Source organism: Pseudomonas sp. B21-036, assembly GCF_024748925.1.
Classification (GTDB): domain Bacteria; phylum Pseudomonadota; class Gammaproteobacteria; order Pseudomonadales; family Pseudomonadaceae; genus Aquipseudomonas; species Aquipseudomonas palmensis.
This window is the reverse complement of the sequence record NZ_CP087178.1, coordinates 1,607,520-1,632,937: the sequence shown is the minus strand read 5'-3', so window position 1 is coordinate 1,632,937 and position 25,418 is coordinate 1,607,520. Positions and strand designations below refer to the sequence as shown.

At 63.5% G+C, this 25,418-nt stretch carries 26 protein-coding genes; 10 read left to right on the top strand and 16 right to left on the bottom strand.

Going from position 1 to position 25,418, the window contains the following annotated elements:
* Window positions 1-53 precede the first annotated feature (53 nt).
* From aruF to acs, 8 genes are all read right to left on the bottom strand, one after another.
* Window positions 54-1,073 (bottom strand): arginine/ornithine succinyltransferase subunit alpha, encoded by a 1,020-nt coding sequence (gene aruF, locus LOY33_RS07385; protein WP_043860288.1) that lies wholly within the window; start codon window positions 1,071-1,073, stop codon window positions 54-56.
* A gap of 128 nt (window positions 1,074-1,201) precedes the next feature.
* A complete protein-coding gene (locus LOY33_RS07380) occupies window positions 1,202-2,422 on the bottom strand; it encodes an aspartate aminotransferase family protein (RefSeq protein WP_043860287.1) in 1,221 nt (406 codons plus the stop codon).
* Window positions 2,423-2,740: 318 nt separating this feature from the next.
* Entirely contained in the window at window positions 2,741-3,721 is a 981-nt protein-coding gene (gene argR / locus LOY33_RS07375; protein ID WP_043860286.1) for a transcriptional regulator ArgR, read from the bottom strand.
* A 107-nt stretch (window positions 3,722-3,828) separates the two neighbouring features.
* Complete coding sequence (locus tag LOY33_RS07370; RefSeq protein WP_043860285.1) at window positions 3,829-4,593, bottom strand: ABC transporter ATP-binding protein; 765 nt, start codon at window positions 4,591-4,593, stop codon at window positions 3,829-3,831.
* Window positions 4,594-4,658: 65 nt separating this feature from the next.
* On the bottom strand, window positions 4,659-5,357 hold the full coding sequence (locus tag LOY33_RS07365; protein WP_054916584.1) for an ABC transporter permease: 699 nt from the start codon (window positions 5,355-5,357) through the stop codon (window positions 4,659-4,661).
* Window positions 5,354-6,043, bottom strand: a complete 690-nt coding sequence (locus tag LOY33_RS07360) for an ABC transporter permease (RefSeq protein WP_054916585.1) — start codon at window positions 6,041-6,043, stop codon at window positions 5,354-5,356. The genes LOY33_RS07365 and LOY33_RS07360 overlap by 4 nt, the downstream gene beginning before the upstream one ends.
* A gap of 90 nt (window positions 6,044-6,133) precedes the next feature.
* On the bottom strand, window positions 6,134-6,916 hold the full coding sequence (locus LOY33_RS07355) for an ABC transporter substrate-binding protein (RefSeq protein ID WP_043860283.1): 783 nt from the start codon (window positions 6,914-6,916) through the stop codon (window positions 6,134-6,136).
* 535 nt (window positions 6,917-7,451) lie between these two features.
* Complete coding sequence (acs, locus tag LOY33_RS07350) at window positions 7,452-9,413, bottom strand: acetate--CoA ligase (RefSeq protein ID WP_258662373.1); 1,962 nt, start codon at window positions 9,411-9,413, stop codon at window positions 7,452-7,454.
* Window positions 9,414-9,827: 414 nt separating this feature from the next.
* Between acs and LOY33_RS07345 the strand changes: the two genes are divergently transcribed.
* Window positions 9,828-10,088, top strand: coding sequence for a DUF2790 domain-containing protein (locus LOY33_RS07345; protein WP_043860281.1), 261 nt, complete (start codon window positions 9,828-9,830; stop codon window positions 10,086-10,088).
* 87 nt (window positions 10,089-10,175) lie between these two features.
* On the opposite strand, the gene LOY33_RS07340 is transcribed toward LOY33_RS07345, so the two are convergent.
* Window positions 10,176-11,735: a sigma-54-dependent phenylalanine hydroxylase transcriptional regulator PhhR gene (locus LOY33_RS07340; protein WP_043860280.1), complete on the bottom strand. Its 1,560-nt coding sequence runs from the start codon at window positions 11,733-11,735 to the stop codon at window positions 10,176-10,178.
* A gap of 272 nt (window positions 11,736-12,007) precedes the next feature.
* Between LOY33_RS07340 and phhA the strand changes: the two genes are divergently transcribed.
* The 5 genes from phhA to LOY33_RS07315 all read left to right on the top strand — a co-directional run bounded on the left by phhA (window position 12,008) and on the right by LOY33_RS07315 (window position 16,062).
* Entirely contained in the window at window positions 12,008-12,796 is a 789-nt protein-coding gene (gene phhA / locus LOY33_RS07335) for a phenylalanine 4-monooxygenase (RefSeq protein WP_043860279.1), read from the top strand.
* A gap of 44 nt (window positions 12,797-12,840) precedes the next feature.
* Entirely contained in the window at window positions 12,841-13,197 is a 357-nt protein-coding gene (locus tag LOY33_RS07330; protein WP_036994257.1) for a 4a-hydroxytetrahydrobiopterin dehydratase, read from the top strand.
* A complete protein-coding gene (locus LOY33_RS07325; protein ID WP_258662372.1) occupies window positions 13,197-14,390 on the top strand; it encodes an amino acid aminotransferase in 1,194 nt (397 codons plus the stop codon). Before LOY33_RS07330 ends, LOY33_RS07325 begins: the two co-directional genes overlap by 1 nt.
* Window positions 14,391-14,593: 203 nt before the next feature.
* The gene (locus tag LOY33_RS07320) at window positions 14,594-14,725 is read left to right on the top strand and encodes a hypothetical protein (RefSeq protein ID WP_255002693.1); all 132 of its coding nucleotides are present in this window, start codon (window positions 14,594-14,596) and stop codon (window positions 14,723-14,725) included.
* 137 nt (window positions 14,726-14,862) lie between these two features.
* Entirely contained in the window at window positions 14,863-16,062 is a 1,200-nt protein-coding gene (locus LOY33_RS07315; protein WP_058540765.1) for an MFS transporter, read from the top strand.
* On the opposite strand, the gene arfB is transcribed toward LOY33_RS07315, so the two are convergent.
* From arfB to LOY33_RS07280, 7 genes are all read right to left on the bottom strand, one after another.
* A complete protein-coding gene (gene arfB / locus LOY33_RS07310; RefSeq protein ID WP_043864296.1) occupies window positions 16,056-16,469 on the bottom strand; it encodes an alternative ribosome rescue aminoacyl-tRNA hydrolase ArfB in 414 nt (137 codons plus the stop codon). The two genes, LOY33_RS07315 and arfB, sit on opposite strands and share 7 nt — an antisense overlap.
* Window positions 16,470-16,569: 100 nt before the next feature.
* Window positions 16,570-17,991: an amino acid permease gene (locus tag LOY33_RS07305; RefSeq protein WP_043864106.1), complete on the bottom strand. Its 1,422-nt coding sequence runs from the start codon at window positions 17,989-17,991 to the stop codon at window positions 16,570-16,572.
* A gap of 702 nt (window positions 17,992-18,693) precedes the next feature.
* Window positions 18,694-19,758, bottom strand: a complete 1,065-nt coding sequence (gene rluB / locus LOY33_RS07300; protein WP_054916588.1) for a 23S rRNA pseudouridine(2605) synthase RluB — start codon at window positions 19,756-19,758, stop codon at window positions 18,694-18,696.
* A gap of 153 nt (window positions 19,759-19,911) precedes the next feature.
* Window positions 19,912-20,676: an SMC-Scp complex subunit ScpB gene (gene scpB, locus LOY33_RS07295; protein ID WP_043864108.1), complete on the bottom strand. Its 765-nt coding sequence runs from the start codon at window positions 20,674-20,676 to the stop codon at window positions 19,912-19,914.
* An 18-nt stretch (window positions 20,677-20,694) separates the two neighbouring features.
* Complete coding sequence (locus LOY33_RS07290) at window positions 20,695-21,393, bottom strand: ScpA family protein (protein WP_162484885.1); 699 nt, start codon at window positions 21,391-21,393, stop codon at window positions 20,695-20,697.
* A gap of 128 nt (window positions 21,394-21,521) precedes the next feature.
* Window positions 21,522-22,151: an L-threonylcarbamoyladenylate synthase gene (locus LOY33_RS07285; RefSeq protein WP_043864297.1), complete on the bottom strand. Its 630-nt coding sequence runs from the start codon at window positions 22,149-22,151 to the stop codon at window positions 21,522-21,524.
* 13 nt (window positions 22,152-22,164) lie between these two features.
* Window positions 22,165-23,028: a PHP domain-containing protein gene (locus LOY33_RS07280; protein WP_043864110.1), complete on the bottom strand. Its 864-nt coding sequence runs from the start codon at window positions 23,026-23,028 to the stop codon at window positions 22,165-22,167.
* Window positions 23,029-23,094: 66 nt separating this feature from the next.
* On the opposite strand from LOY33_RS07280, the gene LOY33_RS07275 reads away from it, so the two are divergent.
* The 4 genes from LOY33_RS07275 (at window position 23,095) to LOY33_RS07260 (ending at window position 25,281) form a co-directional block, all read left to right on the top strand.
* On the top strand, window positions 23,095-23,691 hold the full coding sequence (locus LOY33_RS07275) for a septation protein A (RefSeq protein WP_043864111.1): 597 nt from the start codon (window positions 23,095-23,097) through the stop codon (window positions 23,689-23,691).
* 1 nt (window position 23,692) lies between these two features.
* Entirely contained in the window at window positions 23,693-23,992 is a 300-nt protein-coding gene (locus LOY33_RS07270) for a YciI family protein (protein ID WP_043864112.1), read from the top strand.
* A gap of 202 nt (window positions 23,993-24,194) precedes the next feature.
* Window positions 24,195-24,596 carry a hypothetical protein gene (locus LOY33_RS07265; RefSeq protein ID WP_058540762.1) on the top strand — a complete coding sequence of 134 codons (402 nt, stop codon included), beginning with the start codon at window positions 24,195-24,197 and terminating at the stop codon, window positions 24,594-24,596.
* A gap of 7 nt (window positions 24,597-24,603) precedes the next feature.
* Complete coding sequence (locus tag LOY33_RS07260; protein ID WP_043864114.1) at window positions 24,604-25,281, top strand: response regulator transcription factor; 678 nt, start codon at window positions 24,604-24,606, stop codon at window positions 25,279-25,281.
* The last annotated feature ends 137 nt before the right edge of the window (window positions 25,282-25,418 follow it).

The following is a 25,418-nucleotide window of genomic DNA, read 5'->3' as shown; positions in this document are numbered from 1 at the left end:
TCGGGCAGGTGCCTGCTGGCCCCTGCGAAACTCGACCTGGGGTAGCCAGGCAATCAGACCGCGACCAGGCGCACGCTGGCGCCCTCACCCACTCCCAGCGCCTCGGCGGCGGCCAGGTCCAGCTGCACCGGCTTGCCAGGGGCCCAGTCCAGCTCCAGCATCACGGCGCGGTAATCCTGCAACTGGCCGTTGGATACCAGGTACGGGCGCCCACCCTTGACGGCCTGCTCCTGCAGCTTGACCGGCACCAGCCGGCTCTGGGCGATGGAGCGGATGCCGGACACCCGCGCATGCAGGGTCGGCCCACCGTCGAAGATATCGATGTAGTGATCGGTCTCGAAGCCTTCGCGCATCAGGATGTCGAAGGTGATCTGCGCGCGCGGGTGCACCTGGCCCATGGCCTCCTGCGCGGCATCCGGCAGCAGGGGCACATAGATGGGGTAATGCGGCATCAGCTCGGCAAGGAAGGTACGGCTCTTGAGCCCGCACAGGCGCTCGGCGGCAGCGTAGTTGAGGTCGAAGAAGTTGCGCCCGATGGCATCCCAGAACGGCGAGTCGCCGTGCTCGTCGCTGTAGCCGACGATCTCGGTCACCACCGAATCGGCAAACCGCTCCGGGTGCGCTGCCATGAACAGCAGCCGGCCGCGGGAATTGAGCTCGGCCCAGCCGGTGCCCACCAGTTCGGGCAGCACGTAGAAGCTGGTCAGCAGGCTGTTGCCGGTCAGGTCGTGACACTGCGACAGCACATGGATCTTGTTGTGGATCTTCAGCTCGCGCGAGGCGTGCACGAAGGTCTCGTTGCGAAAACTGTAGAACGGCTCGGAATATCCGGCCGAGGCCACGATGGCCGAACAGCCGACCAGCTTGCCGGTCTCGCTGTCTTCGAGCACGAAGAAGTAGCTCTCCTCGCCATTGAAGCTGACTTCGGCGGCAAAGGAGGTTTCGGACGCGGCGATCTTGTCGCCCAGGCGACCGGCATCATCCGGCAGGGACGTGACACCGATGGGACTATCCGCGGCCAGACGCTGCACTTCACCCAGGTCAGCCATTTGCGCGGGGCGCATCACCAGCATGGTGTCACTCCTTTAGGGAAAATCGGGCCGACAGCTGCCGGCGCAGAAGAAGCGGCACGTGCCACGGGCACGGGCCACCAGAATCGGTTCGCTGGCCACCGGGGCCAGCGAAGGACCGCAGGCCGGTATCAGGCCTTGGTCAGTGCAGCGGCAGCGCGTTCGAAGCGGTCCAGGCCTTCATCGATGTCGGCATCTTCCACCACCAGGCTGGGGGCGAAACGCACCACGTCCGGGCCGGCCTGCAAAACCATCAGGCCTTCTTTCTCGGCAGCATTGAACACGTCCTTGGCCTTGCCCTTCCAGGCATCGGACAACACGCAACCGATCAGCAGGCCCAGGCCGCGGACCTGGGTGAACAGGCCGTACTGCTGACCGATCTTCTCCAGGCGCGCCTTGAAGCGCTCGTGCTTGGCCTTGACGCCCGCCAGCACTTCAGGGGTATTGACCACATCCAGCACCGCAGAGGCCACGGCGCAGCCCAACGGGTTGCCGCCATAGGTGGTGCCGTGGGTGCCCACGGCCAGGTGCTTGGCCAGCGCTTCGGTGGTCAGCATCGCGGCAATCGGGAAACCGCCGCCCAGGCTCTTGGCGCTGGTCAGGATGTCGGGGGTCACGCCGTAGTGCATGTAGGCGAACAGCTCGCCGGTACGGCCGACGCCGGTCTGCACTTCGTCGAAGATCAGCAGTGCGTTGTGCTTGTCGCACAGCTCGCGCGCGCCTTGCAGATAGGCCTTGTCGGCCGGCACCACGCCGCTCTCGCCCTGGATCGGCTCGATCACCACCGCGCAGGTCTTGTCGCTGATCTGCGCCTTGAGCGCTTCGAGGTCGTTGTACGGCACATGGCTGATGCCGGTGATCTTAGGGCCGAAGCCGTCGGAGTACTTGGGCTGGCCACCGACGCTCACGGTGAACAGGGTGCGACCGTGGAAGCTGTTCACGGTAGCGATGATCTCGTGCTTTTCAGGGCCGAAGCGGTCGTGGGCGACACGACGGGCCAGCTTGAAGGCGGCCTCGTTGGCCTCGGCGCCGGAGTTGCAGAAGAACGCACGCTCGGCAAAGGTGGCGTCGACCAGCTTGTGGGCCAGACGCAGGGCTGGCTCGTTGGTGAACACGTTGGACACGTGCCACAGCTTGTTGGCCTGCTCGGTCAGCGCACCGACCAGCGCCGGGTGGGCGTGCCCCAGGACGTTTACGGCGATGCCGCCAGCGAAATCGATCAGCTCGCGCCCCGCCTGGTCCCATACACGGGAGCCCTGGCCACGCACGGGGATGAAAGCGGCCGGCGCATAGTTGGGGACCATTACCTGGTCGAAATCGGCGCGTTGCACCGGAGCTTGCTCAACGGACATCGGAGTCTCCTGAAGAGGAACGCCTGCCTGGAACTGGCGAGCGATGGGGGGATTGTAAGGACTGATGAACGCCCGGCCTTGCCGCCAAGCGACAACTTCTTATAGCGCCAAACCCTGTTTTGCCAAGGCTTTCGGCAATGCGACAAATAGGGTCGCAAAGGCGCAGTTTAAACGGTGCGCGGTGCTGGCGGGGAGATTGTGTCACGCACGGATTTGCGGGGGCTTCTTCGCTGGCAAGCCAGCGCCCTCGGGCCGGTGCAGCCCCCTTCGACGCTGCGGGCGCTGGTTTGCCGCCGAAGGTCGCGCTGCGCTACCGAATCAGCCGCGCTCGGCAGGCGCCGACGATAACTCGAACGGGCTGTTGCTGCGGCGCTGGTTGCGGTCTTCGCGTGGCGTTGCGCCAAAGAAGTTGCGGTACGCGCTGGAAAAATGCGGCCCCGACGAGAACCCGCACGACAGGCCGATCTGGATGATCGACTTGCTGGTCTGCATCAGCATCTGGCGCGCCTTGTTCAAGCGCAGCTCCAGGTAATACTGGCTGGGCACCCGATTGAGGTACTGCTTGAAGATCCGCTCCAGCTGCCGGCGCGATACGCACACATGCTGGGCAATCTCGTCGGTGGTCAACGGCTCTTCGATATTGGCCTCCATCAGCAGCACCGCCTGGGTCAGCTTCGGATGGCTGGAGCCCAGGCGATTCTGCAGCGGGATGCGCTGACGCTCGCCCCCCTCGCGAATGCGCTCGACCACCAGCTCTTCGGAAACCGCACCGGCAAGCTCGGCGCCATGGTCACGGGCCAGCACGGCCAGCAGCAGGTCCAGTACCGACATGCCACCACACGCGGTCAGCCGATCGCGATCCCAGTCGAACAGGTGGCTGGTGGCGATGACCTTGGGGAAGCGCTCGGCGAAGTCATCCTGCCAGCGCCAGTGCACCGCGGCGCGATAACCATCCAGCAGGCCCAGCTGGGCCAGCGGATACACACCTGCCGAAAGACCACCCACCACGCACCCCGAGCGCACCAGTTGCTTGAGCGCGCTGCCCAGCGCCGCGCCTACCGCCTGCGGCGGCTCATCGGCCAGCAGAAACAGCTTCTGGCAACCTTCCAGCCGCCCCACCCAGGCTTCGCCAGGCAAGCGCCAGGCGCCCTCCGGCGCAGGTTCGGCCTGCAGGAACAGCAACTCGTAGACCACTTCGGGGTGCACCTTCTGGGCCACCCGCAAGACCTCTTCGGCCAGCGCCAGGGTCAAGGCCTTGGTGCTGGGCCAGAGGAGAAAACCGATTCGCTGGGTGGTCATTGGGTAAGGTCCGAAACCTGAGAGGAGTCTGGGAGAAAAGCCTCGATCGAGGCGCAGCATGCCCTATTCTGGTGCAAAGCGGCAGCCTCGAACTGTAGCACGGTCGATTATTTCAGGCTGCCGGACAGGAACTGCTGCAACCGCTCGGACTGCGGGTTGACCAGCACTTCACGCGGGTTGCCGCTCTCTTCGACCACACCCTTGTGCAGGAACACCAGCTGGTTGGACACCTCGCGGGCGAAGCCCATCTCGTGGGTCACCACCACCATGGTGCGGCCTTCCTGGGCCAGCGCCTGCATCACCTTGAGCACATCGCCCACCAGCTCCGGGTCCAGCGCCGAGGTCGGCTCGTCGAACAGCATCACTTCAGGCTCCATCGCCAGTGCACGGGCAATCGCCACACGCTGCTGCTCACCACCGGACATATGGCCCGGGTAGGCATCCTTGCGATGGGACACACCGACCTTGGCCAGGTAGTGCTCGGCCTTTTCCAGCGCGTCCTTGCGGCTCATGCCCAGCACGTGCACCGGTGCCTCGATGATGTTCTCCAGCGCAGTCATGTGCGACCACAGGTTGAAGTGCTGGAACACCATCGACAGGCGCGAGCGCATGCGCTGCAACTGCTTGGGGTCGGCCGCCTTCAGCGCGCCGTCCTTGTTCGCCACCAGCTTCAACTCTTCGTTGTTGAGCAGGATCTTGCCGGCATGCGGCTGCTCGAGCAGGTTGATGCAGCGCAGGAAGGTGCTCTTGCCCGAGCCGCTGGAGCCGATGATGCTGATCACATCGCCCGCCTTGGCCGCCAGGGACACACCCTTGAGCACTTCGTGACTGCCATAGCGTTTGTGCAGGTCTTGGACTTCGAGTTTGTACATGCTGTCGGTTCTCACAAAGCGTCAGTCCCGGGCCTGCGCCCGGGGCGAAAAAGTTGCCGCCGGGCTCAGCCCTTGCGCGGCGCCAGGTAGCCGAGCCAGCGGCGTTCAGCCAGCTTGAACAGGCGCACCAGAATGAAGGTCAGGCACAGGTAGAACACACCGGCGGTGATGTACGCCTCGAACGGCAGGTAGTACTGGGCATTGACCGTGCGCGCCGCACCGGTGATGTCGATCAGGGTCACGATCGACGCCAGGCTGGTGGTCTGCAGCATCATGATCACTTCATTGCTGTATTGCGGCAGTGCCCGGCGCAGGGCCGAGGGCAGCAGGATGCGGCGGTACATCTTGACCCGCGACATGCCCATCGCCTTGGCCGCCTCGATCTCGCCGTGGGGCGTGGCCTTGAGGCTGCCGGCGATGATCTCGGCGGTGTAGGCACTGGTATTGATGGCAAAGGCCAGGCACGCACAGAAGGTCGCACTGGACAGCCACGGCCACAGGAAGCTCTCGCGCACCGCCTCGAACTGGGCCAGCCCGTAATAGATCAGAAACAGCTGTACCAGCATCGGCGTGCCACGAATCACGTAGGTGTAGAGCCAGGCGCTCATGTTCACCAGCGGCTGCTTGGACACCCGCATCAGGCCCAGCGGCACTGCCACCAGCAGGCCGAACAGCAACGACAGCGCCAGCAGCTTGAGCGTGGTCAGCATGCCGCTCAGGTACAGCGGCATGGCTTCCCAGATGACGTTGTAATCGAAAATCATAGATCAGCCGCCTTTACGCCAACCGAGTAGCGTTTCTCGAGGTAACGCAGGGCCAGCAACGAGACGCTGGTGATCACCAGGTACAACGCCGCGACCGCCAGGAAGAACGTGAACGGCTCGCGGGTCGCGTCCGCCGCCTGCTTGGCCTTGAACATCATGTCTTGCAGGCCCACCACCGAAATCAGTGCGGTGGCCTTGGTCAGTACCAGCCAGTTGTTGGTGAAGCCAGGGATCGCCAGGCGAATCATCTGCGGCACCAGCACCCGGAAGAAGATCTGCAGGCCGCTCATGCCATAGGCCATGCCGGCTTCGGCCTGCCCCTTGGGGATGGCCATGAAAGCGCCGCGGAAGGTTTCGGACAGGTATGCACCAAAGATGAAGCCCAGGGTACCGATACCCGCCATCAGCGGATTGAGGTCGATGTAATCGTCGAAACCGAGCAAGGGTGCGACGCGGTTGAGCAGGTCCTGACCGCCGTAGAAGATCAGCAGGATCAGCACCAGGTCGGGGATCCCGCGGATCACCGTGGCGTACAGGTCGCCCAGCCAGGCCAGCCAGCGCACCGGCGACAGCCGCAGCGCCACGCCGATCAGGCCCAGTACGATGGCCAGGGCCATGGACGACAAGGCGAGCTGTAGCGTCAGCCATGCTCCATCGAGGATGACTGCCCCGTAGCCTTTCAACATGTTGAGGTCCTCGACCTTAGGGATGAAAAAATGGTGCAAACCTCAGCGCTTCTGCTGCTTGCACCATTGAACAGGTGAAACGTCGACGGATTACTGCGCGTCAGGGCCGTAGATGTCGAAGTTGAAGTACTTGTCCTGGATCTTCTTGTACTCGCCATTGGCACGGATGCCGTCGATGGCGGTGTTGATCTTGTCCTTCAGGGCGTCGCCCTTGCGCACGGCGATACCGATACCGTCACCGAAGTACTTGGCGTCGGTGAAGGACGGGCCTACGAATGCATAGCCCTTGCCGGCGTCGGTCTTGAGGAAGCCGTCTTCGAGCAGGGTCGCATCGGCCACGGTGCCATCCAGACGACCGGCGGCAACGTCCAGGTAGATTTCGTTCTGGGTGCCGTAGGGAACGATGGTGGCGCCTTTGGGGGCCAGCACTTCCTTGGCGAAACGGTCGTGGATCGAGCCACGCTGAACGCCGATCTTCTTGCCCTTGAGTTCGTCCAGGCTGTCGCTGACGGTGGTACCGTCCTTCATCACCAGGCGGGCCGGCGTGAGGTAGTAGCGCTTGGTGAAGTCCACGGACTTCTTGCGATCATCGGTGATCGACATGGACGACAGGATGGCGTCGATCTTGCGCACCTTGAGCGCCGGGATCAGGCCGTCGAACTCCTGCTCGACCCAAACGCACTTGACCTTCATCTCTGCACACAGCGCGTTGCCGATGTCGTAGTCGAAGCCCACGATGCTGCCGTCCGGCGCCTTGGAAGCGAACGGTGGGTAGGCGGCCTCGATGCCGATCTTCAGTGGTTTTTCATCAGCCAGCGATGCCAGGGAAAACACGGACAGCGCCAGGGCGCCAAGCAGTGCGAGTTTCTTCATCTGGGAACTCCATCGGTAAAGGGCAATACGTGACAGGCCGATTGGCCGTCGACGTTGCGAATGGGTACAACGCGAGCTGCGCAGGGCTCGACGAAACAGGGTCGAGGCATCACGAGCGAGTGATTGGCATTTTAGCGACAGCTCCGAACCCGATATTTCTTCAATGCGACAACTAGTTACAGAAGCGCCGGAAGTCAGGGCCGGAGATATTGACAGCTTTCGCGGAATATGCAAAAGCGAGAGACAAATAACCTATCAATCAAGCAATAACCGCGCCCATTATTGGCAAAGCCTTGTAATCCGGCAAGTGCAGCGTGGCAGCCATGCAAAATTGGCGTGGTGGATGCGCCCGGATCGGGCGGCGGCGTTTCCCAATGCCCCGTTTGTGTGCGAAACCGGTGACAGAAAAGGTTACCGATGAAAGTCGGCGTAACAGGCATGAAAAAGCCCCGCAGTGCGGGGCTTTGTGCTGACAGCCAACCGGCCCTATCGCCGGCAGGCCGACCCCTACAAGGACCGGCCTGCCGGCGATGACTCAGGCCGACGCCAGGTTCATCGACTTGTGCGTGTCGATCAGGTGCTGCACCACACCCGGGTCGGCCAGCGTCGAGATGTCGCCCAGGCCGTCGTACTCGGCCGTGGCGATCTTGCGCAGGATACGGCGCATGATCTTGCCCGAGCGGGTTTTAGGCAGCCCTGGCGCCCACTGGATCACGTCTGGCGAGGCGATCGGCCCGATCTCCTTGCGCACCCAGTTCTTCAGCTCCAGACGCAATGCTTCGCTCGGCTCCTCGCCACCGTTGAGCGTGACGTAGACATAGATGCCCTGCCCCTTCAGATCATGCGGCACACCGACGACCGCCGCCTCGGCGACCTTCGGGTGCGCAACCATGGCGCTCTCGATCTCGGCGGTCCCCATGCGGTGGCCCGAGACGTTGAGTACGTCGTCGACCCGGCCGGTGATCCAGTAGTAGCCGTCTTCGTCGCGGCGCGCGCCGTCACCGGTGAAGTACATGCCGCGGAAGGTCTTGAAGTAGGTGTCGACGAAACGGTCGTGATCGCCGTACAGCGAACGCGACTGGCCCGGCCACGAATCGAGGATCACCAGGTTGCCCTCGGCGGCGCCGTCGATCAGGTTGCCCAGGTTGTCCACCAGCGCCGGCACCACGCCGAAGAACGGACGGGTGGCCGAGCCCGGCTTGAGCGCAGTGGCGCCCGGCAGCGGGCTGATCAGGATGCCGCCGGTCTCGGTCTGCCACCAGGTGTCGACGATCGGGCAACGCTCCTTGCCCACGGTGGTGTGGTACCAGCTCCAGGCTTCAGGGTTGATCGGCTCGCCCACCGAGCCCAGCAGGCGCAGGCTCGAACCGTCGGCATCCTTCATGGCCGCCTGACCTTCGGCCATCATCGCGCGAATGGCGGTGGGCGCGGTGTAGAGGATGTTGACCTTGTGCTTGTCGACGATCTTCGCCACACGGGTGATGTCCGGGTAGTTCGGCACGCCTTCGAACAGCAGGGTGGTGGCGCCGTTGGCCAGCGGGCCATAGACGATGTAGCTGTGACCGGTTACCCAGCCCACGTCGGCGGTGCACCAGTACACGTCACCAGGGCGATAGTCGAACACGCGCTCATGGGTCAGCGAGGCGTACACCAGGTAGCCGCCAGTGGTGTGCAGCACGCCCTTGGGCTTGCCGGTGGAGCCGGAGGTATAGAGGATGAACAGCGCTTCTTCGGCGCCCATCTCTTTCGGCGCGCAGTGGGCAGAAGCCACTTTCATCAGGTCTTCGTACCAGATGTCGCGGTGCTGGTGCCAGGCAATGTCGCCACCGGTGCGCTTGCACACGATGATCTTCTGCACGCTGGCGGTTTCCGGGTTGGTCAGCGCCAGGTCAACGTTGGCCTTGAGTGCGGTACGACGCCCGCCACGCAGCCCTTCGTCGGCGGTGATCACGACCTTGGACTTGCAGTCGATGATGCGCCCGGCCAGCGCCTCGGGCGAGAAGCCGCCGAACACCACCGAGTGGATCGCGCCGATACGCGCGCACGCCAGCATGGCGACCACGGCTTCGGGAATCATCGGCATGTAGATGGTCACCACATCGCCGCGGTGCACGTCCTGGCCACGCAGGGCGTTGGCGAACTTGCAGACCTGCTCGTGCAGTTCGCGATAGGTGATGTTGCGGTGCTCGGAAGGGTCGTCGCCCTCCCAGATGATCGCCAGCTGATCGCCACGCTCGGCCAGGTGACGGTCCAGGCAGTTGTAGGAAACGTTCAGAGTGCCGTCGGCAAACCACTTGATGTCGACATGGTGGTCGTCGAACGAGGTCTGCTTGACCTTGGTGAAGGGCTTGATCCACTCGAGGCGCTGAGCTTGCTCGCGCCAGAAGCCGTCAGGGTTGATCACCGACTGCTGGTACATGGCCTTGTAGGTCGCCTCGTCGGTCAGCGTGTTGGCCGCAACCTCGGGACGCACGGGATACAGGGGAGCCGCACTCATCTTTGTTACCTCGGTGTAATAGTTGTTTTTGTATGACCTCGTTTTAACTGTACCAGAGCGCCAAGGGCCATTCGACGTTGGTAGTAACGGGACCTGCATTTGGTCCAACACTGCGCGCCGACCGCTCTGGCACGGGCGTTCCAGCGCGGCAACAGATAGAAAAATAAATCCCGAGGTGAAATTTCAACTGATTGTTACAGTTTCCGCCAACAGTGTTTATCAAAACGGGCTCTGTTTCGGGGCCCGCCACACTCCTAGAATTCACCTCGCCAGCAACGGCAACGCGAATTAACTGGTAACAGCCCCCACGAAGGCATGTTAATCCCGCGATAACCCTGAAAGTTTCAACTTGCTGCACACGCCGCGCCACAAGCGCAGCGTGACCCCTTACGACCTTAGACAGGTAACTTGAAGATGAAAGCTTTACTGGTATTGGCACTCGGTAGTTTTTGCGCATCGGCCATGGCGGCTGAAGTTGCAGATGTTTCCGCCGAGCAGATTCCGGTTGAACAATACAGTTACTCGCAACATCTGGACATCGCCAAAGTCATTTCCATGACCGAAGTCCCGAACGTCTGCGAAGTGGTTCCGGCCCGCATGACCTACGAGGACTCCCAAGGCCAGAAGCACATTCTCGAATACCGCGTCATGGGTAACGGGTGCTCCAACGGCTGATAGAGCACACTGACGGTAGTTGCGCCTCGGGCCTTGTGTCGACGAGGCGCACCCTCGCTGCAAACAGTAACTTCCCCGCCTTTCAAGTCACTCCACAACTTTGCCGATTGCGTAATCACGCAACTTGTTGGCAATGGTGGTATGCGAAACGCCCAGGCGTTTACCCAGTGCTCTGCTACTGGGGAATTCACCCTGCAAACTTTCAAGTACGGCTTTTTCGAAACGACCGACTATTTGCGACAAGTCACCTTCCAGGGAAAACTCGCCCAAAGGTTGGCGCGCGCCATAATCGGGCAGGCGAATATGCTCAGCCTTGACCACCCCGCCGTCGCACAATGAAACCGCCTGGAACAGTACGTTCTCCAGTTGCCGCACGTTGCCCGGCCAATGGTATTGGCTCAGGCGCTCCATCGCCGCCGGTGCCAGGCTCGGCAACGGGCAGCCGATCTGGCGGCTGGCCTGGTCGAGAAAATGCTCCACCAGCGGCGCCAGGCCGTCCAGGCATTCGCGCAGCGGTGGAATGTGCAGCGACAGCACGTTGAGGCGGTGATACAGGTCCTGGCGAAACTCGCCGCGGGCGCACAACTCCGACAAGTCCACCTGGGTCGCGCAGATCACCCGCACATCCAGGTACACCTCCTCGTCACTGCCCACCCGGCGAAAGCAACCGTCCTGCAGAAAGCGCAACAGCTTCACCTGCAGGCGCGGGCTCATCTCACCCACGCCGTCGAGAAACAGCGTGCCGCCCGCGGTCAGTTCCAGCAGGCCAAGCTTGCCCTCGGCGCGGGCGCCTTCGAACGCCCCCGGCCCGTAGCCGAACAGCTCGGTCTCGGCCATCGACTCGGGCAGCCCGGCACAGTTGAGCGCCATCAGCGGCGCCTGCCCACGCGGACTGGCCAGGTGGCAGGCACGGGCCAGCAGCTCCTTGCCGGTACCGGTTTCGCCCTCGATCAGCAGTGGCGCATCCAGCGGCGCCATGCGACGTGCCTCGCGCACCACCGCCGCCATCACCCTGGAGCTCTGGAAAATGCTGTCGAACCCACGCAGCTCCTGCTTGCGCACGTTGTAGATGCGTTCGCCGATGCGGTCAGCCCGGTGCAGGGTCAGCACGGCCCCTGCCAGCGCCTCGCTGTCATCGTGCTCGGACTGCAGCGGTGCGATATCGGCCAGGAACACATCGCCTTTGATCTTCACCCGCAAGCCGTTGATGCGTGACTTGTTGGCCCGCACCAACTCCGGCAGGTCGAAATCCTCGGCATACCGCGACAATGCAATGCCCGGCACTTCGTCCACCCGTACCCCGAGCAACTGCGCCGCCGAACGGTTGGCCGCGACGATCGAGCCCCCCATGTCGATCGACAGCACCGGAAAATCCAGCGCACCCAGCAAGGCATTGAGCTCCATGTGCCGGCGCTCGCTGGGCATCAGGCCCACGCGCTTGACCCCGAACACACCGGTAATGGCTTCGAACTTGGGGCGCAGCGCCTGGAACTGCAGGTTGATCAGGTTCGGGCAGTGCAGGTAGATGGCATTGCCATGCTCGCCCCCCACCTCGCCGCGGGCCACGTTGATCCCGTACTCGACCAGCAGGTTGAGCATGTCGCGCAAGATACCGATGCGGTTCTGGCAGTGCACTTTGATACGCATGAAAGGTCCTACAAACAAGAAGACGAGGCCAACTATCTGCACAACGGCATGAATTATCGTAAAGAATACGTTACAAAAAGGCGAATTCACAGCTACCAGCACCTGCGTTTTCTCGGCACTTCGGCACCACCGTAAAATCTGCGTTACAAAAATACGGTTGAACCGCCCGCCGGGCACGAGGCAACGGGATGCAAACACCAGGGTGAGGGGGTATTCCTAGGGCATGGCGAAAGCCACCCTATAACAATAAAGGCCCTCATCAGGAGAGCAGCATGAAACAGACGCACTACGTGGCCCGCGAGCCCGATGCGCAGGGTTTTATCGATTACCCGCCGCAGGAACATGCGGTGTGGAATACCCTGATCACCCGCCAGCTGAAGGTGATCGAGGGGCGCGCGTGCCAGGAGTACCTGGACGGCATCGAACAACTGAACCTGCCTCATGACCGCATTCCGCAACTGAGCGAGATCAACCAGGTACTGGGCGCCACCACCGGCTGGCAAGTTGCCCGCGTGCCGGCCCTGATCCCCTTCCAGACCTTCTTCGAACTGCTGGCCAGCAAGCGCTTTCCGGTGGCCACCTTCATTCGCACCGAAGAAGAACTCGACTATCTGCAAGAGCCCGACATCTTTCACGAGATCTTCGGCCACTGCCCGCTGCTGACCAACCCCTGGTTTGCCGAATTCACCCACACCTACGGCAAACTCGGCCTGGCCGCGACCAAGGAACAGCGCGTCTACCTGGCCCGCCTGTACTGGATGACCATCGAGTTCGGTCTGGTGGACACCCCGCAGGGCCGCAGGATCTACGGCGGCGGCATCCTCTCCTCGCCCAAGGAAACCGTCTACAGCCTGTCCGACGAACCGGAACACCAGGCCTTCGATCCGCTCGAGGCCATGCGCACGCCGTATCGCATCGATATCCTGCAGCCGGTGTACTTCGCCCTGCCGCAGCTCAAGCGCTTGTTCGACCTGGCCCACGAAGACATCATGGGCATGGTTCAACGCGCCATGCAGCTGGGCCTGCACGCCCCCAAATTCCCCCCCAAGGTGGCCGCTTGAGCCACCCTGTACACCTATAACAACCACTTGCGGAAGAATCACCTATGAACGCCTTGAACCAAGCCCATTGCGAAGCCTGCCGTGCCGACGCCCCACAGGTCAGCGACGAAGAACTGCCGGTACTGATCAAGCAGATCCCGGATTGGAACATCGAAGTGCGCGACGGCATCATGCAGCTGGAAAAAGTGTTCCTGTTCAAGAATTTCAAACATGCCCTGGCGTTCACCAACGCAGTAGGCGAGATCTCCGAAGCCGAAGGCCATCACCCTGGCCTGCTGACCGAGTGGGGCAAGGTCACCGTGACCTGGTGGAGCCACTCGATCAAGGGCCTGCACCGCAACGACTTCATCATGGCCGCGCGCACCGATGAGGTCGCCAGCACCGCAGAAGGTCGCAAGTAATGCACTTCGGCGCCATCGCGCGCGTGCCGGGCGACCCGATTCTGGGGCTGATGGAGGCGTACGCCAGGGACACCAACCCCGACAGGTTCGACCTGGGGGTTGGCGTGTTCAAGGACGCCCAGGGCCTTACCCCGGTGCCCAGGGCGGTCAAGCTGGCCGAACAGCGCCTGCTCGACGGCCAGACCAGCAAGAGCTACGTAGGCGGTCACGGGGATGCAGCCTTCGGACAACTGATCGCGCAACTGGTACTCGGTGACGACGCGCCACTGCTCGCAGCCCGGCGCGCAGGCGCCACGCAAACCCCGGGCGGCACCGGCGCACTGCGACTGGCGGCGGAGTTCATCCGCCAGTGCCTGCCAGGGCGTGGCATCTGGCTGAGCGACCCGACCTGGCCGATCCACGAAACGCTGTTCGCCAGTGCCGGCCTGAAGGTCAGCCACTACCCCTATGTGGGCGCAGACAACCGCCTGAACGTGAACGGCATGCTCGCGGCACTGGAATCGGTGCCCACGGGCGACGTGGTGCTGCTGCACGCCTGCTGCCACAACCCCACCGGCTTCGACCTGTCGCAGCAGGACTGGCAGGCGGTGCTGGAAGTGGTCAAGCGCCGCGAACTGCTGCCGCTGATCGACTTCGCCTACCAGGGCTTCGGTGACGGGCTGGAGCAGGATGCCTGGGCCGTGAGGCTGTTTGCCCAGGCCCTGCCGGAGCTGCTGGTGACCAGTTCGTGCTCGAAGAACTTCGGCCTGTACCGCGAGCGCACCGGTGCGCTGCTGGTATGCGCCGACAGCGCCGAAAAGCTGCAGGATGTGCGCAGTCAGCTGGCATCGATTGCACGCAACCTGTGGTCGACGCCGCCAGACCATGGCGCGGCGGTGGTGGCGACGATTCTTGGCGATCCGGCGCTCAAGCGCCTGTGGGCCGACGAAGTCGACGCCATGCGCCAGCGCATCGCCATGCTGCGGGTCGGCCTGGTCGAGGCGCTGCAGCCCCATGGGCTGAGCGAGCGGTTCGCGCATATCGCCGCGCAACGCGGAATGTTCTCCTACACCGGCCTCTCACCGCAGCAAGTGACGCAACTGCGGGAGAAGCACAGTGTGTACATGGTCGGTACCGGTCGGGCGAACATCGCCGGGGCGGATGCGGCCAGGCTGCAGGTGCTGGCGGCGGCCATCGCGGACGTCTGTCGCTGAACCCTTCGTCGGCAAGGCCGGCTCCTACAGGGACGACGTCGATCCGTGTAGGCGCTGGCCGTGCCGGCGAAGCCGTTGAAGGCCACCAATCAGCAGGAAAATTCATACTGTCATCCAGACTCCTGTATCCTGCCCAGGCTTTATCGAAGCCAAGCGCGCCTTGCGCAGCCTTTCCACCTTATAAACTTGCGAGGAACGACGAGATGCATGAAATCCCGAATCTTCCCTTCCCAAGCCTGAACCAAGCCGAGCAGCCTGCTGCTCCTCTCAGCGCCGAACCTGCCCACGTGGCAGATTCCGATGGCGACGAAACCCCGAGCGCCGAACAGGAATAAACCGCGCACTACCCGGCGTGTGAAAACCACTACGACAGGGGACGACCCCGGCAACGGGTTTTCACACCGCCAAGAACCCTCCCCGCGCTCCACAGGTCTATGATAGGCACTCCAGCCCGTCACCTCCCGGACCTTCCATGCCTGTCACACCGCGCCCCCTGGCGGTCACCCTGCAAGTCGTCTCCATCGTGCTGTTCACCTTCATCGGCTACCTCAACATCGGCATTCCCCTGGCCGTGCTGCCCGGCTTCGTGCACGACACCCTGGGGTTCGGCGCCGTGGTCGCCGGCCTGGTGATCAGCGTGCAATACCTCGCTACCCTGCTCAGCCGCCCCTATGCCAGCCGCCTCATCGACAATCAGGGCTGCAAGCGTGCGGTGATGTACGGCCTGGCCGGCTGCGGCCTGAGCGGCGTGTTCATGTTGCTGGCCGCCTGGCTGCAGGCCACGCCCTGGATGAGCCTGACCAGCCTGCTGGTGGGGCGCCTGGTGCTGGGCAGCGCCGAAAGCCTGGTGGGTTCGGGCGCCATCGGCTGGGGCATCGGCCGGGTGGGCGCGCAGCACACCGCCAAGGTGATCTCCTGGAACGGCATCGCCAGCTACGGCGCGCTGGCCATCGGCGCACCGCTGGGGGTGGTGCTGGTACAGCAGCTGGGGCTGTGGAGCATGGGCGTGAGCATCCTGCTGCTGTGCGCGGCAGGCCTGGCGCTGGCCTGGCCCAAGCAGGCGGCGCCGATCGTCAGTGGCGTGCGCATGCCGTTTCTGCATGTGCTGGGGCGGGTGTTCGGGCATGGCTCGGGGCTGGCGCTGGGCTCGATCGGCTTTGGCACCATCGCCACCTTCATTACCCTGTACTACGCCAGCCAGTCCTGGCACAACGCCGCCTTGTGCCTGAGCCTGTTCGGCGCCAGCTTCATCAGCGCACGCCTGCTGTTCGGCAACCTGATCAACCGTCTGGGCGGCTACCGTGTCGCCATTGCTTGCCTGAGCGTGGAGACGATCGGCCTGTTGCTGCTGTGGCTGGCCCCCAGCGCCGAACTGGCACTGGCCGGTGCGGCACTGAGCGGCTTCGGCTTTTCGCTGGTATTCCCGGCGCTGGGGGTAGAGGCGGTCAATCTGGTGCCGGCGGCCAACCGCGGTGCGGCGGTGGGGGCCTACTCACTGTTCATCGACCTGTCGCTGGGTATCACTGGCCCACTGGCGGGGGCCGTGGCGGCAGGTTTCGGCTTTGCCTCGATCTTTCTGTTTGCGGCAATCGCCGCCTTGTGCGGCCTGCTGCTCAGCCTTTACCTGTACCGCCAGGCACGACTGAACCCGGTACGCCACACGCTTCAATAATCGATCTTGCCGCGCCCGGCCTTGATCGCCCCGCGCTTGCTCTTTGACTCCAGGCGACGGGTCTTGGAGCCCAGGGTCGGGCGCGTAGGCCGCCGCGCCTTCTCGACCTTCACCGCCGCCAGAATCAGTTCGCGCAAGCGCTCCAGGGCGTCGGCCCGGTTCTGCTCCTGGGTACGGTATTGCTGGGCCTTGAGCACGATCACCCCGTCGCTGGTGATCCGGCTGTCACGCAGGCCCAGCAACCGTTCCTTGTGAAACGGCGGCAGTGACGAGGCATTGATGTCAAAGCGCAGGTGCACGGCGCTGGAGACCTTGTTGACGTTCTGCCCACCGGCGCCCTGGGCGCGAATGGCGTTCAATTCGATCTCGTCATCGGGAATGTGCACGGCGTTGGAAATGATCAGCATGGGCCTGGCTTTGCGCGAATTGGCCTTCAGGATACCCGCCCTGGTGCACAAAACCAAAAAGCCCGGCACAAGGCCGGGCTTTCATTGCAGCATCCTGCGCTTACTTGAGGGCGGCGCTCGGCACTGCAGGGGCGCCGTTGGCGCTGCGCTTGCTCTTGAGCCAGTAGAAGCCCCACATCACCACCAGCCATACCGGAATCGCGTACACCGATACACGGATGCCCGGCATCAGCAGCATGATGCCCAGGATGAACACCACGAACGCCAGGCAGAGGTAGTTGCCGTAGGGGTAGATCAGCGCGCGGAACAGCGACTTCTGACCGGTACGGTCCATGTGCTGGCGGAACTTGAGGTGCGAGTAGCTGATCATCGCCCAGTTGATCACCAGGGTCGCCACCACCAGCGACATCAGCAGCTCCAGGGCGCTGTGCGGCATCAGGTAGTTGAGCAGCACCGCCACCACGGTAACGGCTGCCGACGCCAGAATCGAGCGTACCGGCACGCCACGCTTGTCGATCTTGGCCAGGCTGGCCGGCGCATCACCCTGCTCGGCCATGCCGTAGAGCATGCGCGCGTTGCAGTAGGTGCCGCTGTTGTACACCGACAGCGCCGCGGTCAGCACCACGAAGTTGAGGATATGCGCTGCGGTGTTGCTGCCCAGCAGCGAGAACACCTGCACGAACGGGCTGGCGCTGTAGGCATCGCCCGAGCTGGTCAGGCTGCTGACCAGGCTGTCCCACGGGGTCAGCGACAGCAGTACCACCAGGGCACCGATGTAGAAGATCAGGATGCGGTAGATGACCTGGTTGATCGCCTTGGGGATCACGGTCTTCGGCTTGTCGGCCTCGGCTGCGGTGAACCCGAGCATTTCCAGGCCGCCGAAGGAGAACATGATGATCGCCATGGCCATCACCAGGCCGCCGACGCCGTGCGGGAAGAAACCGCCGTGGGCCCACAGGTTGGTGACAGAGGCTTCAGGGCCGCCGCTGCCACTGACCAGCAGGTAGCTGCCCAGGCCGATCATGCCGACGATGGCCAGCACCTTGATGATCGCGAACCAGAACTCCGCCTCGCCGAACACCTTCACGTTGGCCAGGTTGATCGCGTTGATGAGGATGAAGAATGCGGCTGCCGAGGCCCAGGTGGGGATCTCCGGCCACCAGTAGTGGACATACTTGCCGACCGCGGTCAGCTCCGACATCCCCACCAGGATGTACAGCACCCAGCAGTTCCAGCCCGACAGGAAGCCGGCGAAACCGCCCCAGTACTTGTGGGCGAAGTGGGCGAAGGAGCCGGCCACCGGCTCTTCAACGATCATCTCGCCCAGCTGGCGCATGATCAGGAAGGCAATGAAGCCGCAGATCGCATAGCCCAGGATCATCGACGGGCCGGCCGATTGCATCACCCCGGCCGACCCCAGGAACAGGCCGGTGCCGATGGCGCCACCGAGGGCGATCAGCTGGATGTGGCGGTTTTTCAGGCCACGCTTGAGCTCACCTGAATGCGAGTTTTGTCCACTCATGAACGGAGTCACCTGTTTGTTTTTATCTGTGACGGAATCGGACCCACCGCGCTCGTGGCGCAGCGGAATTAACAAGGTGGTATACCTTGAGGAGTCTTGGACCAGAGCCTTCGGTACGGGCGGCAGCCCGAGGCGAATCAGCCCGGAGTCAGCAAGGTTGCGCGGTACGCAGTTGGGTCACAGTTAAAACGCGGCGCATTGTATACCCTTGCTTTGGCGCAGGGGTCAACACGTTGCGTGACTGTCGGATGACAAGACGCAGCGGTCCGGCGGGGGTTCTGAAGCCTGGGGGAGTGTACGGCGTGCATGGCGCCTCCATTTCTTGTTATGGCTTGCCCAGCTCTGCGGCGGGGCTTTTGCACTTGGCAATGGCGGCTATCACACCGTGGTTGCGGGGGTTGGGCAAGAGGTTGACGTGGACGGAAGGTGGCCGTCGCCGACGTTTTCGGCAAGGTTTGTTTACAGCCTGAAGGATGGGCTGGCTTGCCCAATCAGTACGCCACAAGTCGTAACGAATTATTTACGACGTGGTTCAAAAAGTTTCCACTGGTTGCCTTGGAGTGTCTGCGCCGGCCCTCCGCCGGCAACGCGACTCCTACACTGCGAGTGCAATGCCTGTAGGAGCCGGCCTTGCCGGCGAAAGGCACGTGAAAACACCACAAGCACAAAAAAGCCAACCCGAAGGTTGGCTTGTGTGAGCGCTTACTCAGCCCGCGGCGGCTTGCCACGGCTGCTGCCCGGCCGCTTGGGTGCGGAGCCGGCCGGCTTGCGCTTGTTCATGTCGCTCGGACGCTCGGCCACGGTGCTGCGGCCCTTGCGTGGCGAGTCGTCACGCGGCTGGCGCGCTGCGCGCTCGGTGGTCGCGCCACCTTCCTTGGCCGGGCGCAGGGTGCGCACGCGCTCGCCACGGCCCACCGGCTTGGACGACTTGCGCTGCATGCGCTCGAGCTTGTCCTTGACCTTGGCCTTCATCGCCGGCATTGCCACCGGCTTGAGCCCCACTTCGGCAGCCAGGATGTCCACTTCGCCCTGGCTCATTTCGCGCCAGCGGCCCATCGGCAGGTCGCTGTTGAGGAACACCGGGCCAAAGCGCACACGTTTCAGCCGGCTGACCACCAGGCCCTGGGACTCCCACAGGCGACGCACCTCACGGTTGCGGCCTTCCATCACCACGCAGTGGTACCAGTGGTTGAAACCTTCACCGCCCGGGGCTTCCTGGATGTCGGTGAAACGCGCCGGACCGTCTTCGAGCACCACGCCCGCCTTCAGGCGCGCGATCATGTCTTCGTCCACTTCGCCGCGTACACGCACTGCGTATTCACGGTCCATTTCGGACGACGGGTGCATCAGGCGGTTGGCCAGCTCACCATCGGTGGTGAACATCAGCAGGCCGGTGGTGTTGATGTCCAGGCGACCGACGTTGATCCAGCGGCCCTCTTTCGGGCGCGGCAGGCGATCGAACACGGTCGGGCGACCTTCCGGGTCGTCACGGGTGCAGATCTCGCCGTCGGGCTTGTTGTACATGATGACGCGGCGCACGGTCTCTGCGGCCTCTTCACGCTTGATCAGGCGGCCGTCGACCGAAATCGCGTCGTGCATGTCGACGCGCTGGCCAAGGGTGGCGTCCACGCCATTGACCTTGATGCGACCCTGGCTGATCCAGGCCTCGACGTCGCGGCGCGAACCCACGCCGATGCGCGCGAGTACCTTTTGCAGTTTTTCGCCGGCTGGACGCGGCGGGCTATCGTGCAGATCCTGTTCACTCATCTGGGCACCTCCCGGTGTAGTGCTGCTGAAAATCATTGAATTGGCCAAACAAGCGCCAAAAAAGGTCGCGAATCATACGCCGAACCGACGACAAACGCACCACAGACTAGCCGATATTGCACCCCAGGACGCTGTTTTCCGCTCGAAGGCCGCTCAGCCCTGCGGCGAACCGGGCGCTGCCTGGCCCTCATCGGGTTCATCGGCTTGCTCGAGCAGGTCGTCGAAGTCGGTCTTGAGCCCCTGCTCCATCGAGTCCAGCTCCAGCAACAGGCTGTGAAAGCTGGTCTCCTCGACCGGTGCTTCGGGCTCGGCGCTCTCGTCGGCCAGGGCCTGCAGGTGGGCTGGCACCGGTGCGTCATCCACTTCCAGCAATGGCTCGGGCTCCATCTCGCGCAACTCGGCCAGCGAGGGCAGCTCGTCGAGGTTCTTCAGGTTGAAGTGGTCGAGAAAGGCCTTGGTGGTGGCGAACATCGCCGGTTTGCCGGGCACTTCGCGGTAGCCCACGATGCGCACCCACTCGCGCTCGAGCAGGGTCTTGATGATATTGGTGTTCACCGCCACGCCCCGCACATCCTCGATCTCGCCACGGGTGATCGGCTGGCGATAGGCGATCAGCGCAATGGTTTCGAGCAACGCACGCGAATAGCGCTGCGGCCGTTCTTCCCACAGCCGCCCGACCCAGGGCGCGTAGTCCTCGCGGATCTGCAGGCGGTAGCCCGAGGCCACTTCCTTGAGCTCGAACGCGCGCCCGGCACAGGACTTGCGCAGCACCTCGAGGGCCTTCTTGAACACGCCGGGCTCAGGGCGCTCGGCCTCTTCGAACAGCTCGTACAGGCGCTCCAGCGATTGCGCCTTGCCAGAGGCGAGCAGGAAGGCTTCCAGCAGCGGCGCCAGGTCACGGGGGTCGGTCAGGTTCATTGGGGTGCTCGTGTACGGTTATTCGGCCCGGGCGCGGACATGGATGGGAGCGAAGGGCTCATTCTGCACCAGTTCGACGAGAGATTCCTTGACCAGTTCGAGGATGGCCATGAAGGTCACCACCACCCCCAGCTTGCCCTCCTCGGCCGTGAACAGCTCGACGAAGGGCACGAAGCCGCCGCCCTTGAGGCGCTCAAGCACATCGCTCATGCGCTCGCGGGTCGACAGCGCCTCGCGGCTGACCTGATGGCTCTCGAACATGTCGCCGCGGCGCAGCACCTCGGCCATCGACATCAGCACCTCTTCCAGCGCAACGTCGGGCAACAGCTTGCGCGCCTTGGCCTGGGGTGCCTCCAGGCGCGGTACGATCACCTCGCGGCCAACCCGGCTCAGGCCGTCGATGCCTTCGGCGGCGGCCTTGAAACGTTCGTACTCCTGCAGCCGGCGAATCAGTTCGGCACGCGGATCGTCCTCTTCCTGCTCCACTTCGGCCGAGCGCGGCAGCAGCATGCGCGACTTGATCTCGGCCAGCATCGCGGCCATCACCAGGTACTCGGCGGCCAGTTCCAGGCGTACGGTCTTCATCAGCTCGACATAGCCCATGTACTGGCGCGTGATCTCCGCCACCGGGATGTCGAGAATATCCACGTTCTGCTTGCGAATCAGGTACAGCAGCAGGTCGAGCGGGCCCTCGAAGGCTTCGAGGAACACTTCCAGCGCATCGGGCGGGATGTACAGGTCCACCGGCATCTCGGTCATGGCTTCGCCATACACCATCACCAGTGGCAGCTCCTGCTGGGCGCCGGCCTGTGGGTCCAGGGCCGGCTCGACCGCAGCGACCTGGTTCACGCTTCGGCCATGAAGGGCGCAGGGTCGCCGCAGCCTTCACGCACCAGCACCGCCTCCTCCCCGGTCAGGTCGATGATGGTGGAGGCCTTGAGGTCGCCGTAACCGCCGTCGATGATCAGGTCGACCTGTTTTTCCAGGCGCTGACGGATCTCGTACGGGTCGGTCATGGGTTCGTCGTCGCCTGGCAGGATCAGGCTGACGCTCATCAACGGCTCGCCCAGCTCTTCGAGCAAGGCCAGAAGAATGGGGTTTTGCGGCACGCGCAGGCCGATGGTGCGGCGCTTCTCGTGCAACAGCAGGCGCGGTACTTCGCGGGTGCCATTGAGGATGAAGGTATAGGGCCCCGGCACATGCGCCTTGAGCAGGCGGAACGTGGCGGTGTCGATCTTGGCGAACAGGCCCATCTGCGACAGGTCGCAGCAGATCAGCGTGAAGTTGTGGCTCTTGTCCAGCCCGCGCAAGCGGCGCACGCGCTCCACGGCAGACTTGTCGCCGATCTGGCAACCCATGGCGTAGGACGAATCGGTAGGGTAGACCACCACCCCACCCTTGCGGATGATCTCGACGGCCTGCTTGATCAGGCGCGGTTGCGGGTTTTCCGCATGAATCTGGAAAAATTGACTCACATTTTCTACCTGTTCAGACGGGTGCAGTGGGCTGCTCATGTTTGAATCGACGCCACAGGGGTGGCAGGTCCTCCGGCAACGGCCGGTAGACACCGATCTCAGACCAGGCGCCCGGGCCATGGAAATCGCTGCCGGCGCTGGCCAGCAGACCGAACTCACGGGCCAGGATCGACATCGTGCCCACCTGTTCGGCGGGCATCATCCCGTTCACCACTTCCAGCGCCTGGCCACCTGCTTGAATATAGTCGGCAATCAGGCGTCGACGCTTGCTGCGGGTTAATTCGTAGTGCATCGGGTGGGCAAGGCTGACCCATGCGTGGGACTGGCGCAGGGTCTGCACGGTGTCTTCCAGGCTTGGCCAGTGCAGCTTCACATCCCCCAGCTTGCCGGCGCCCAGCCACTTGCGAAAGGCTTCGCCGCGGTCCTTGACGTGGCCGGCACGCACCAGGTACTCGGCAAAGTGCGGACGGGCCGGCGCATTGCCGCTGTCGCCCAGCTCCTGCTGGATGGCACGGGCGCCGTCCAGCGCGCCGGGCATGCCCTTGAGCGCCAGCCGCCGGTCGATTTCCTCGGAGCGCAGCCAGCGTCCACGGTGCAGCGACTCGACGGCGCGCTGCAGCGGTTCGGCATCGAGCGGGAAGTTGTAGCCCAGGATGTGAATCGTCGCCCCGCCCCAGGTGCAGGACAGCTCGACCCCGCTGACCCACTGCATGTCCAGCGCCTGGGTGGCAGCCTGGGCTTCGAGCTGGCCTTCGAGGGTGTCGTGGTCGGTCAGCGAAAGCATCCGCACGCCGTGTTCGTGGGCGCGAGCGACCAGCGCCGTGGGCGACAGGGCGCCATCGGAAGCGGTGCTGTGGCAGTGCAGATCAACATTCATAGGTGGCGCATACGCTCTCATTGATGTTTGTTATTATGCCGTCACATCCTGCTTCTGGCTGCCACTGTGAAACAATTCATCGATTTCATCCCGTTGTTCCTGTTTTTCATCGTCTACAAGCTCGACCCGCGCACGGTCGATGTTGCCGGCCAGTCGTTCGAGCTGGGCGGCATCTACAGCGCCACGGCGGTGCTGATCATCAGTTCGCTGGTGGTGTATGGCGCATTGCTGATCCGCCAGCGCAAGCTGGAGAAGGGCCAGTGGCTGACCCTGGTGGCATGCCTGGTATTTGGCGGCCTGACCCTGGCCTTCCACAGCGAGACCTTCCTCAAGTGGAAGGCCCCGGCGGTGAACTGGCTGTTCGCCACCGCTTTTGCGGGCAGTCACTTCATTGGTGACCGTGTATTGATCAAGCGCATCATGGGCCATGCGCTGACCTTGCCCGAGCCGGTGTGGACGCGCCTGAACCTGGCGTGGATCGCGTTCTTCCTGTTCTGCGGCGCGGCCAACCTGTTCGTTGCCTTCACCTTCCAGGACATCTGGGTGGACTTCAAGGTATTCGGCAGCCTGGGCATGACCGTACTGTTCCTGGTGGGCCAGGGTGTCTACCTGTCCCGTCACCTGCACGACAGCGACCCTACTACCCCCAAGACCGAGGACTGACATGCTCTACGCCATCATCGCCACAGACGTTGCCGATTCGCTGCAAGCCCGCCTGGCTGCACGCCCGGCGCACCTTGAGCGCCTGCAGCAGCTCAAGGCCGAAGGCCGCATCGTACTGGCCGGCCCGCACCCGGCGATCGACAGCAACGACCCTGGCGCGGCCGGGTTCAGTGGCAGCCTGATCGTCGCCGAGTTCGACTCGCTCGAGGCTGCCAAGGCCTGGGCAGATGCAGATCCTTACATTGCGGCGGGTGTATATGCCGAAGTGCTGGTGAAACCATTCAAGCAGGTCCTGCCGTAACCTGATCGGCGCGACGAGCCCTTCGTCGCGCCGGTTCGCCTTACCTTCTGCGCACCTTCGCACACACTCGCTGCTCCCCTTCCTGGCTTTGCCCACTACAGCGGGCCTGTAGTGCTACGCCTTAAAATCCACTCGAATGTTCATCATTCTCGTCCACCTGCCGACAACCTACGCAACACCCGATTGGAATCAAGGAGTTCCGATGCGTCAAGGTCCGTTGTCCATGCTGCTGTGCCTGTTGCTGCTGACCCCGCTCGCCAAGGCCGCCGAAGCCTCCGCCAGCACCCCTTTGTCGTTGAGTGCGGGTAGCCAGATCTCCGAGCTGCAGCAACGCCTCAAGGAAAGTGAGCGCCAGCACGAAGCGCTCAAGCAGCAGCTGAAAAATGTCGAGAACGAACGCGAAAGCGCCCAGTTGACCCGCCTGCGCCAGGAGAACCAACGCCTGAAGCAGCAGCTCGAGCAACACCAGGCCAACCCGCTGCCCAAGCTGCTCACCGATCAGCAGCAATGGTTCGTGATTGGTGCCGGAGTTGCCCTGTTGGCCGTGCTCTGCGGTATCTTTGCCAGTGGCAGCCACAGACGGCGCCGGCAATGGTTGAATTGAGTGAGACATGAGCGAGCTGCTACTGATTGATGATGACCAGGAACTGTGCGAGCTGCTGAGCAGCTGGCTGACCCAGGAAGGCTTTCAGGTGCGTGCCTGCCATGATGGCCAGAGCGCCCGCAAGGCCCTGGCCGAGCACGCCCCGGCAGCGGTGGTGCTGGATGTGATGCTGCCCGACGGCAGCGGCCTGGAACTGCTCAAGCAATTGCGCAGCGACCACGCCGAACTGCCAGTGCTGATGCTGTCTGCTCGCGGCGAGCCGCTGGACCGTATCCTGGGCCTGGAACTGGGCGCCGACGACTACCTGGCCAAGCCCTGCGACCCCCGCGAGCTCACCGCGCGGCTGCGCGCCGTGCTGCGCCGCAGCCACCCGGCCGCCACACCCACCCAGATGGAAGTGGGCGACCTGCGCTTCAGCCCCGCCCGTGGCGTGGTCGACATCGACGAACGCGAGCTGACCCTGACCCTTTCCGAAAGCCGCATTCTCGAAGCCCTGCTGGGCCAGCCGGGTGAGCCGCTGGACAAACAGGAACTGGCGCAGCTCGCCCTGGGCCGCAAGCTGACCCTGTACGACCGTAGCCTGGACATGCACGTCAGCAACCTGCGCAAGAAGATCGGCCCGCATCCCGATGGCAGGCCGCGCATCGTCGCCCTGCGCAGCCGCGGCTATTACTACAGCCTGTAGGCGCCAGCCTTGCTGGCAAAGGGGCGCACGCCAACGCCCCACCGTGTAAACACCCTCGCCCACCCTCTTTACCCAAGCTTTACCCTTGCCTGACCGCCGCTGACCTTGATCTCCCTAGACTGGGCACATCCGGTAAC

Excerpts from the sequence above, each read along its gene's own strand:
- LOY33_RS07325 (WP_258662372.1), top strand. The coding sequence starts at position 13,197 with ATGCACTTCGGCGCCATCGCGCGCGTGCCGGGCGACCCGATTCTGGGG.
- scpB (WP_043864108.1), bottom strand. The coding sequence starts at position 20,676 with ATGAACCTGACCGACCCCCGTGACCTGGCGCCGCTGCTGGAAGCCTTC.
- LOY33_RS07380 (WP_043860287.1), bottom strand. The coding sequence starts at position 2,422 with ATGTCCGTTGAGCAAGCTCCGGTGCAACGCGCCGATTTCGACCAGGTA.
- phhA (WP_043860279.1), top strand. The coding sequence starts at position 12,008 with ATGAAACAGACGCACTACGTGGCCCGCGAGCCCGATGCGCAGGGTTTT.
- rluB (WP_054916588.1), bottom strand. The coding sequence starts at position 19,758 with ATGAGTGAACAGGATCTGCACGATAGCCCGCCGCGTCCAGCCGGCGAA.
- argR (WP_043860286.1), bottom strand. The coding sequence starts at position 3,721 with ATGACCACCCAGCGAATCGGTTTTCTCCTCTGGCCCAGCACCAAGGCC.
- acs (WP_258662373.1), bottom strand. The coding sequence starts at position 9,413 with ATGAGTGCGGCTCCCCTGTATCCCGTGCGTCCCGAGGTTGCGGCCAAC.
- LOY33_RS07330 (WP_036994257.1), top strand. The coding sequence starts at position 12,841 with ATGAACGCCTTGAACCAAGCCCATTGCGAAGCCTGCCGTGCCGACGCC.
- LOY33_RS07270 (WP_043864112.1), top strand. The coding sequence starts at position 23,693 with ATGCTCTACGCCATCATCGCCACAGACGTTGCCGATTCGCTGCAAGCC.
- LOY33_RS07345 (WP_043860281.1), top strand. The coding sequence starts at position 9,828 with ATGAAAGCTTTACTGGTATTGGCACTCGGTAGTTTTTGCGCATCGGCC.
- LOY33_RS07360 (WP_054916585.1), bottom strand. The coding sequence starts at position 6,043 with ATGTTGAAAGGCTACGGGGCAGTCATCCTCGATGGAGCATGGCTGACG.
- LOY33_RS07315 (WP_058540765.1), top strand. The coding sequence starts at position 14,863 with ATGCCTGTCACACCGCGCCCCCTGGCGGTCACCCTGCAAGTCGTCTCC.
- LOY33_RS07340 (WP_043860280.1), bottom strand. The coding sequence starts at position 11,735 with ATGCGTATCAAAGTGCACTGCCAGAACCGCATCGGTATCTTGCGCGAC.
- LOY33_RS07320 (WP_255002693.1), top strand. The coding sequence starts at position 14,594 with ATGCATGAAATCCCGAATCTTCCCTTCCCAAGCCTGAACCAAGCCGAG.
- LOY33_RS07355 (WP_043860283.1), bottom strand. The coding sequence starts at position 6,916 with ATGAAGAAACTCGCACTGCTTGGCGCCCTGGCGCTGTCCGTGTTTTCC.
- LOY33_RS07280 (WP_043864110.1), bottom strand. The coding sequence starts at position 23,028 with ATGAATGTTGATCTGCACTGCCACAGCACCGCTTCCGATGGCGCCCTG.
- LOY33_RS07365 (WP_054916584.1), bottom strand. The coding sequence starts at position 5,357 with ATGATTTTCGATTACAACGTCATCTGGGAAGCCATGCCGCTGTACCTG.
- LOY33_RS07265 (WP_058540762.1), top strand. The coding sequence starts at position 24,195 with ATGCGTCAAGGTCCGTTGTCCATGCTGCTGTGCCTGTTGCTGCTGACC.
- LOY33_RS07370 (WP_043860285.1), bottom strand. The coding sequence starts at position 4,593 with ATGTACAAACTCGAAGTCCAAGACCTGCACAAACGCTATGGCAGTCAC.
- arfB (WP_043864296.1), bottom strand. The coding sequence starts at position 16,469 with ATGCTGATCATTTCCAACGCCGTGCACATTCCCGATGACGAGATCGAA.
- aruF (WP_043860288.1), bottom strand. The coding sequence starts at position 1,073 with ATGCTGGTGATGCGCCCCGCGCAAATGGCTGACCTGGGTGAAGTGCAG.
- LOY33_RS07305 (WP_043864106.1), bottom strand. The coding sequence starts at position 17,991 with ATGAGTGGACAAAACTCGCATTCAGGTGAGCTCAAGCGTGGCCTGAAA.
- LOY33_RS07260 (WP_043864114.1), top strand. The coding sequence starts at position 24,604 with ATGAGCGAGCTGCTACTGATTGATGATGACCAGGAACTGTGCGAGCTG.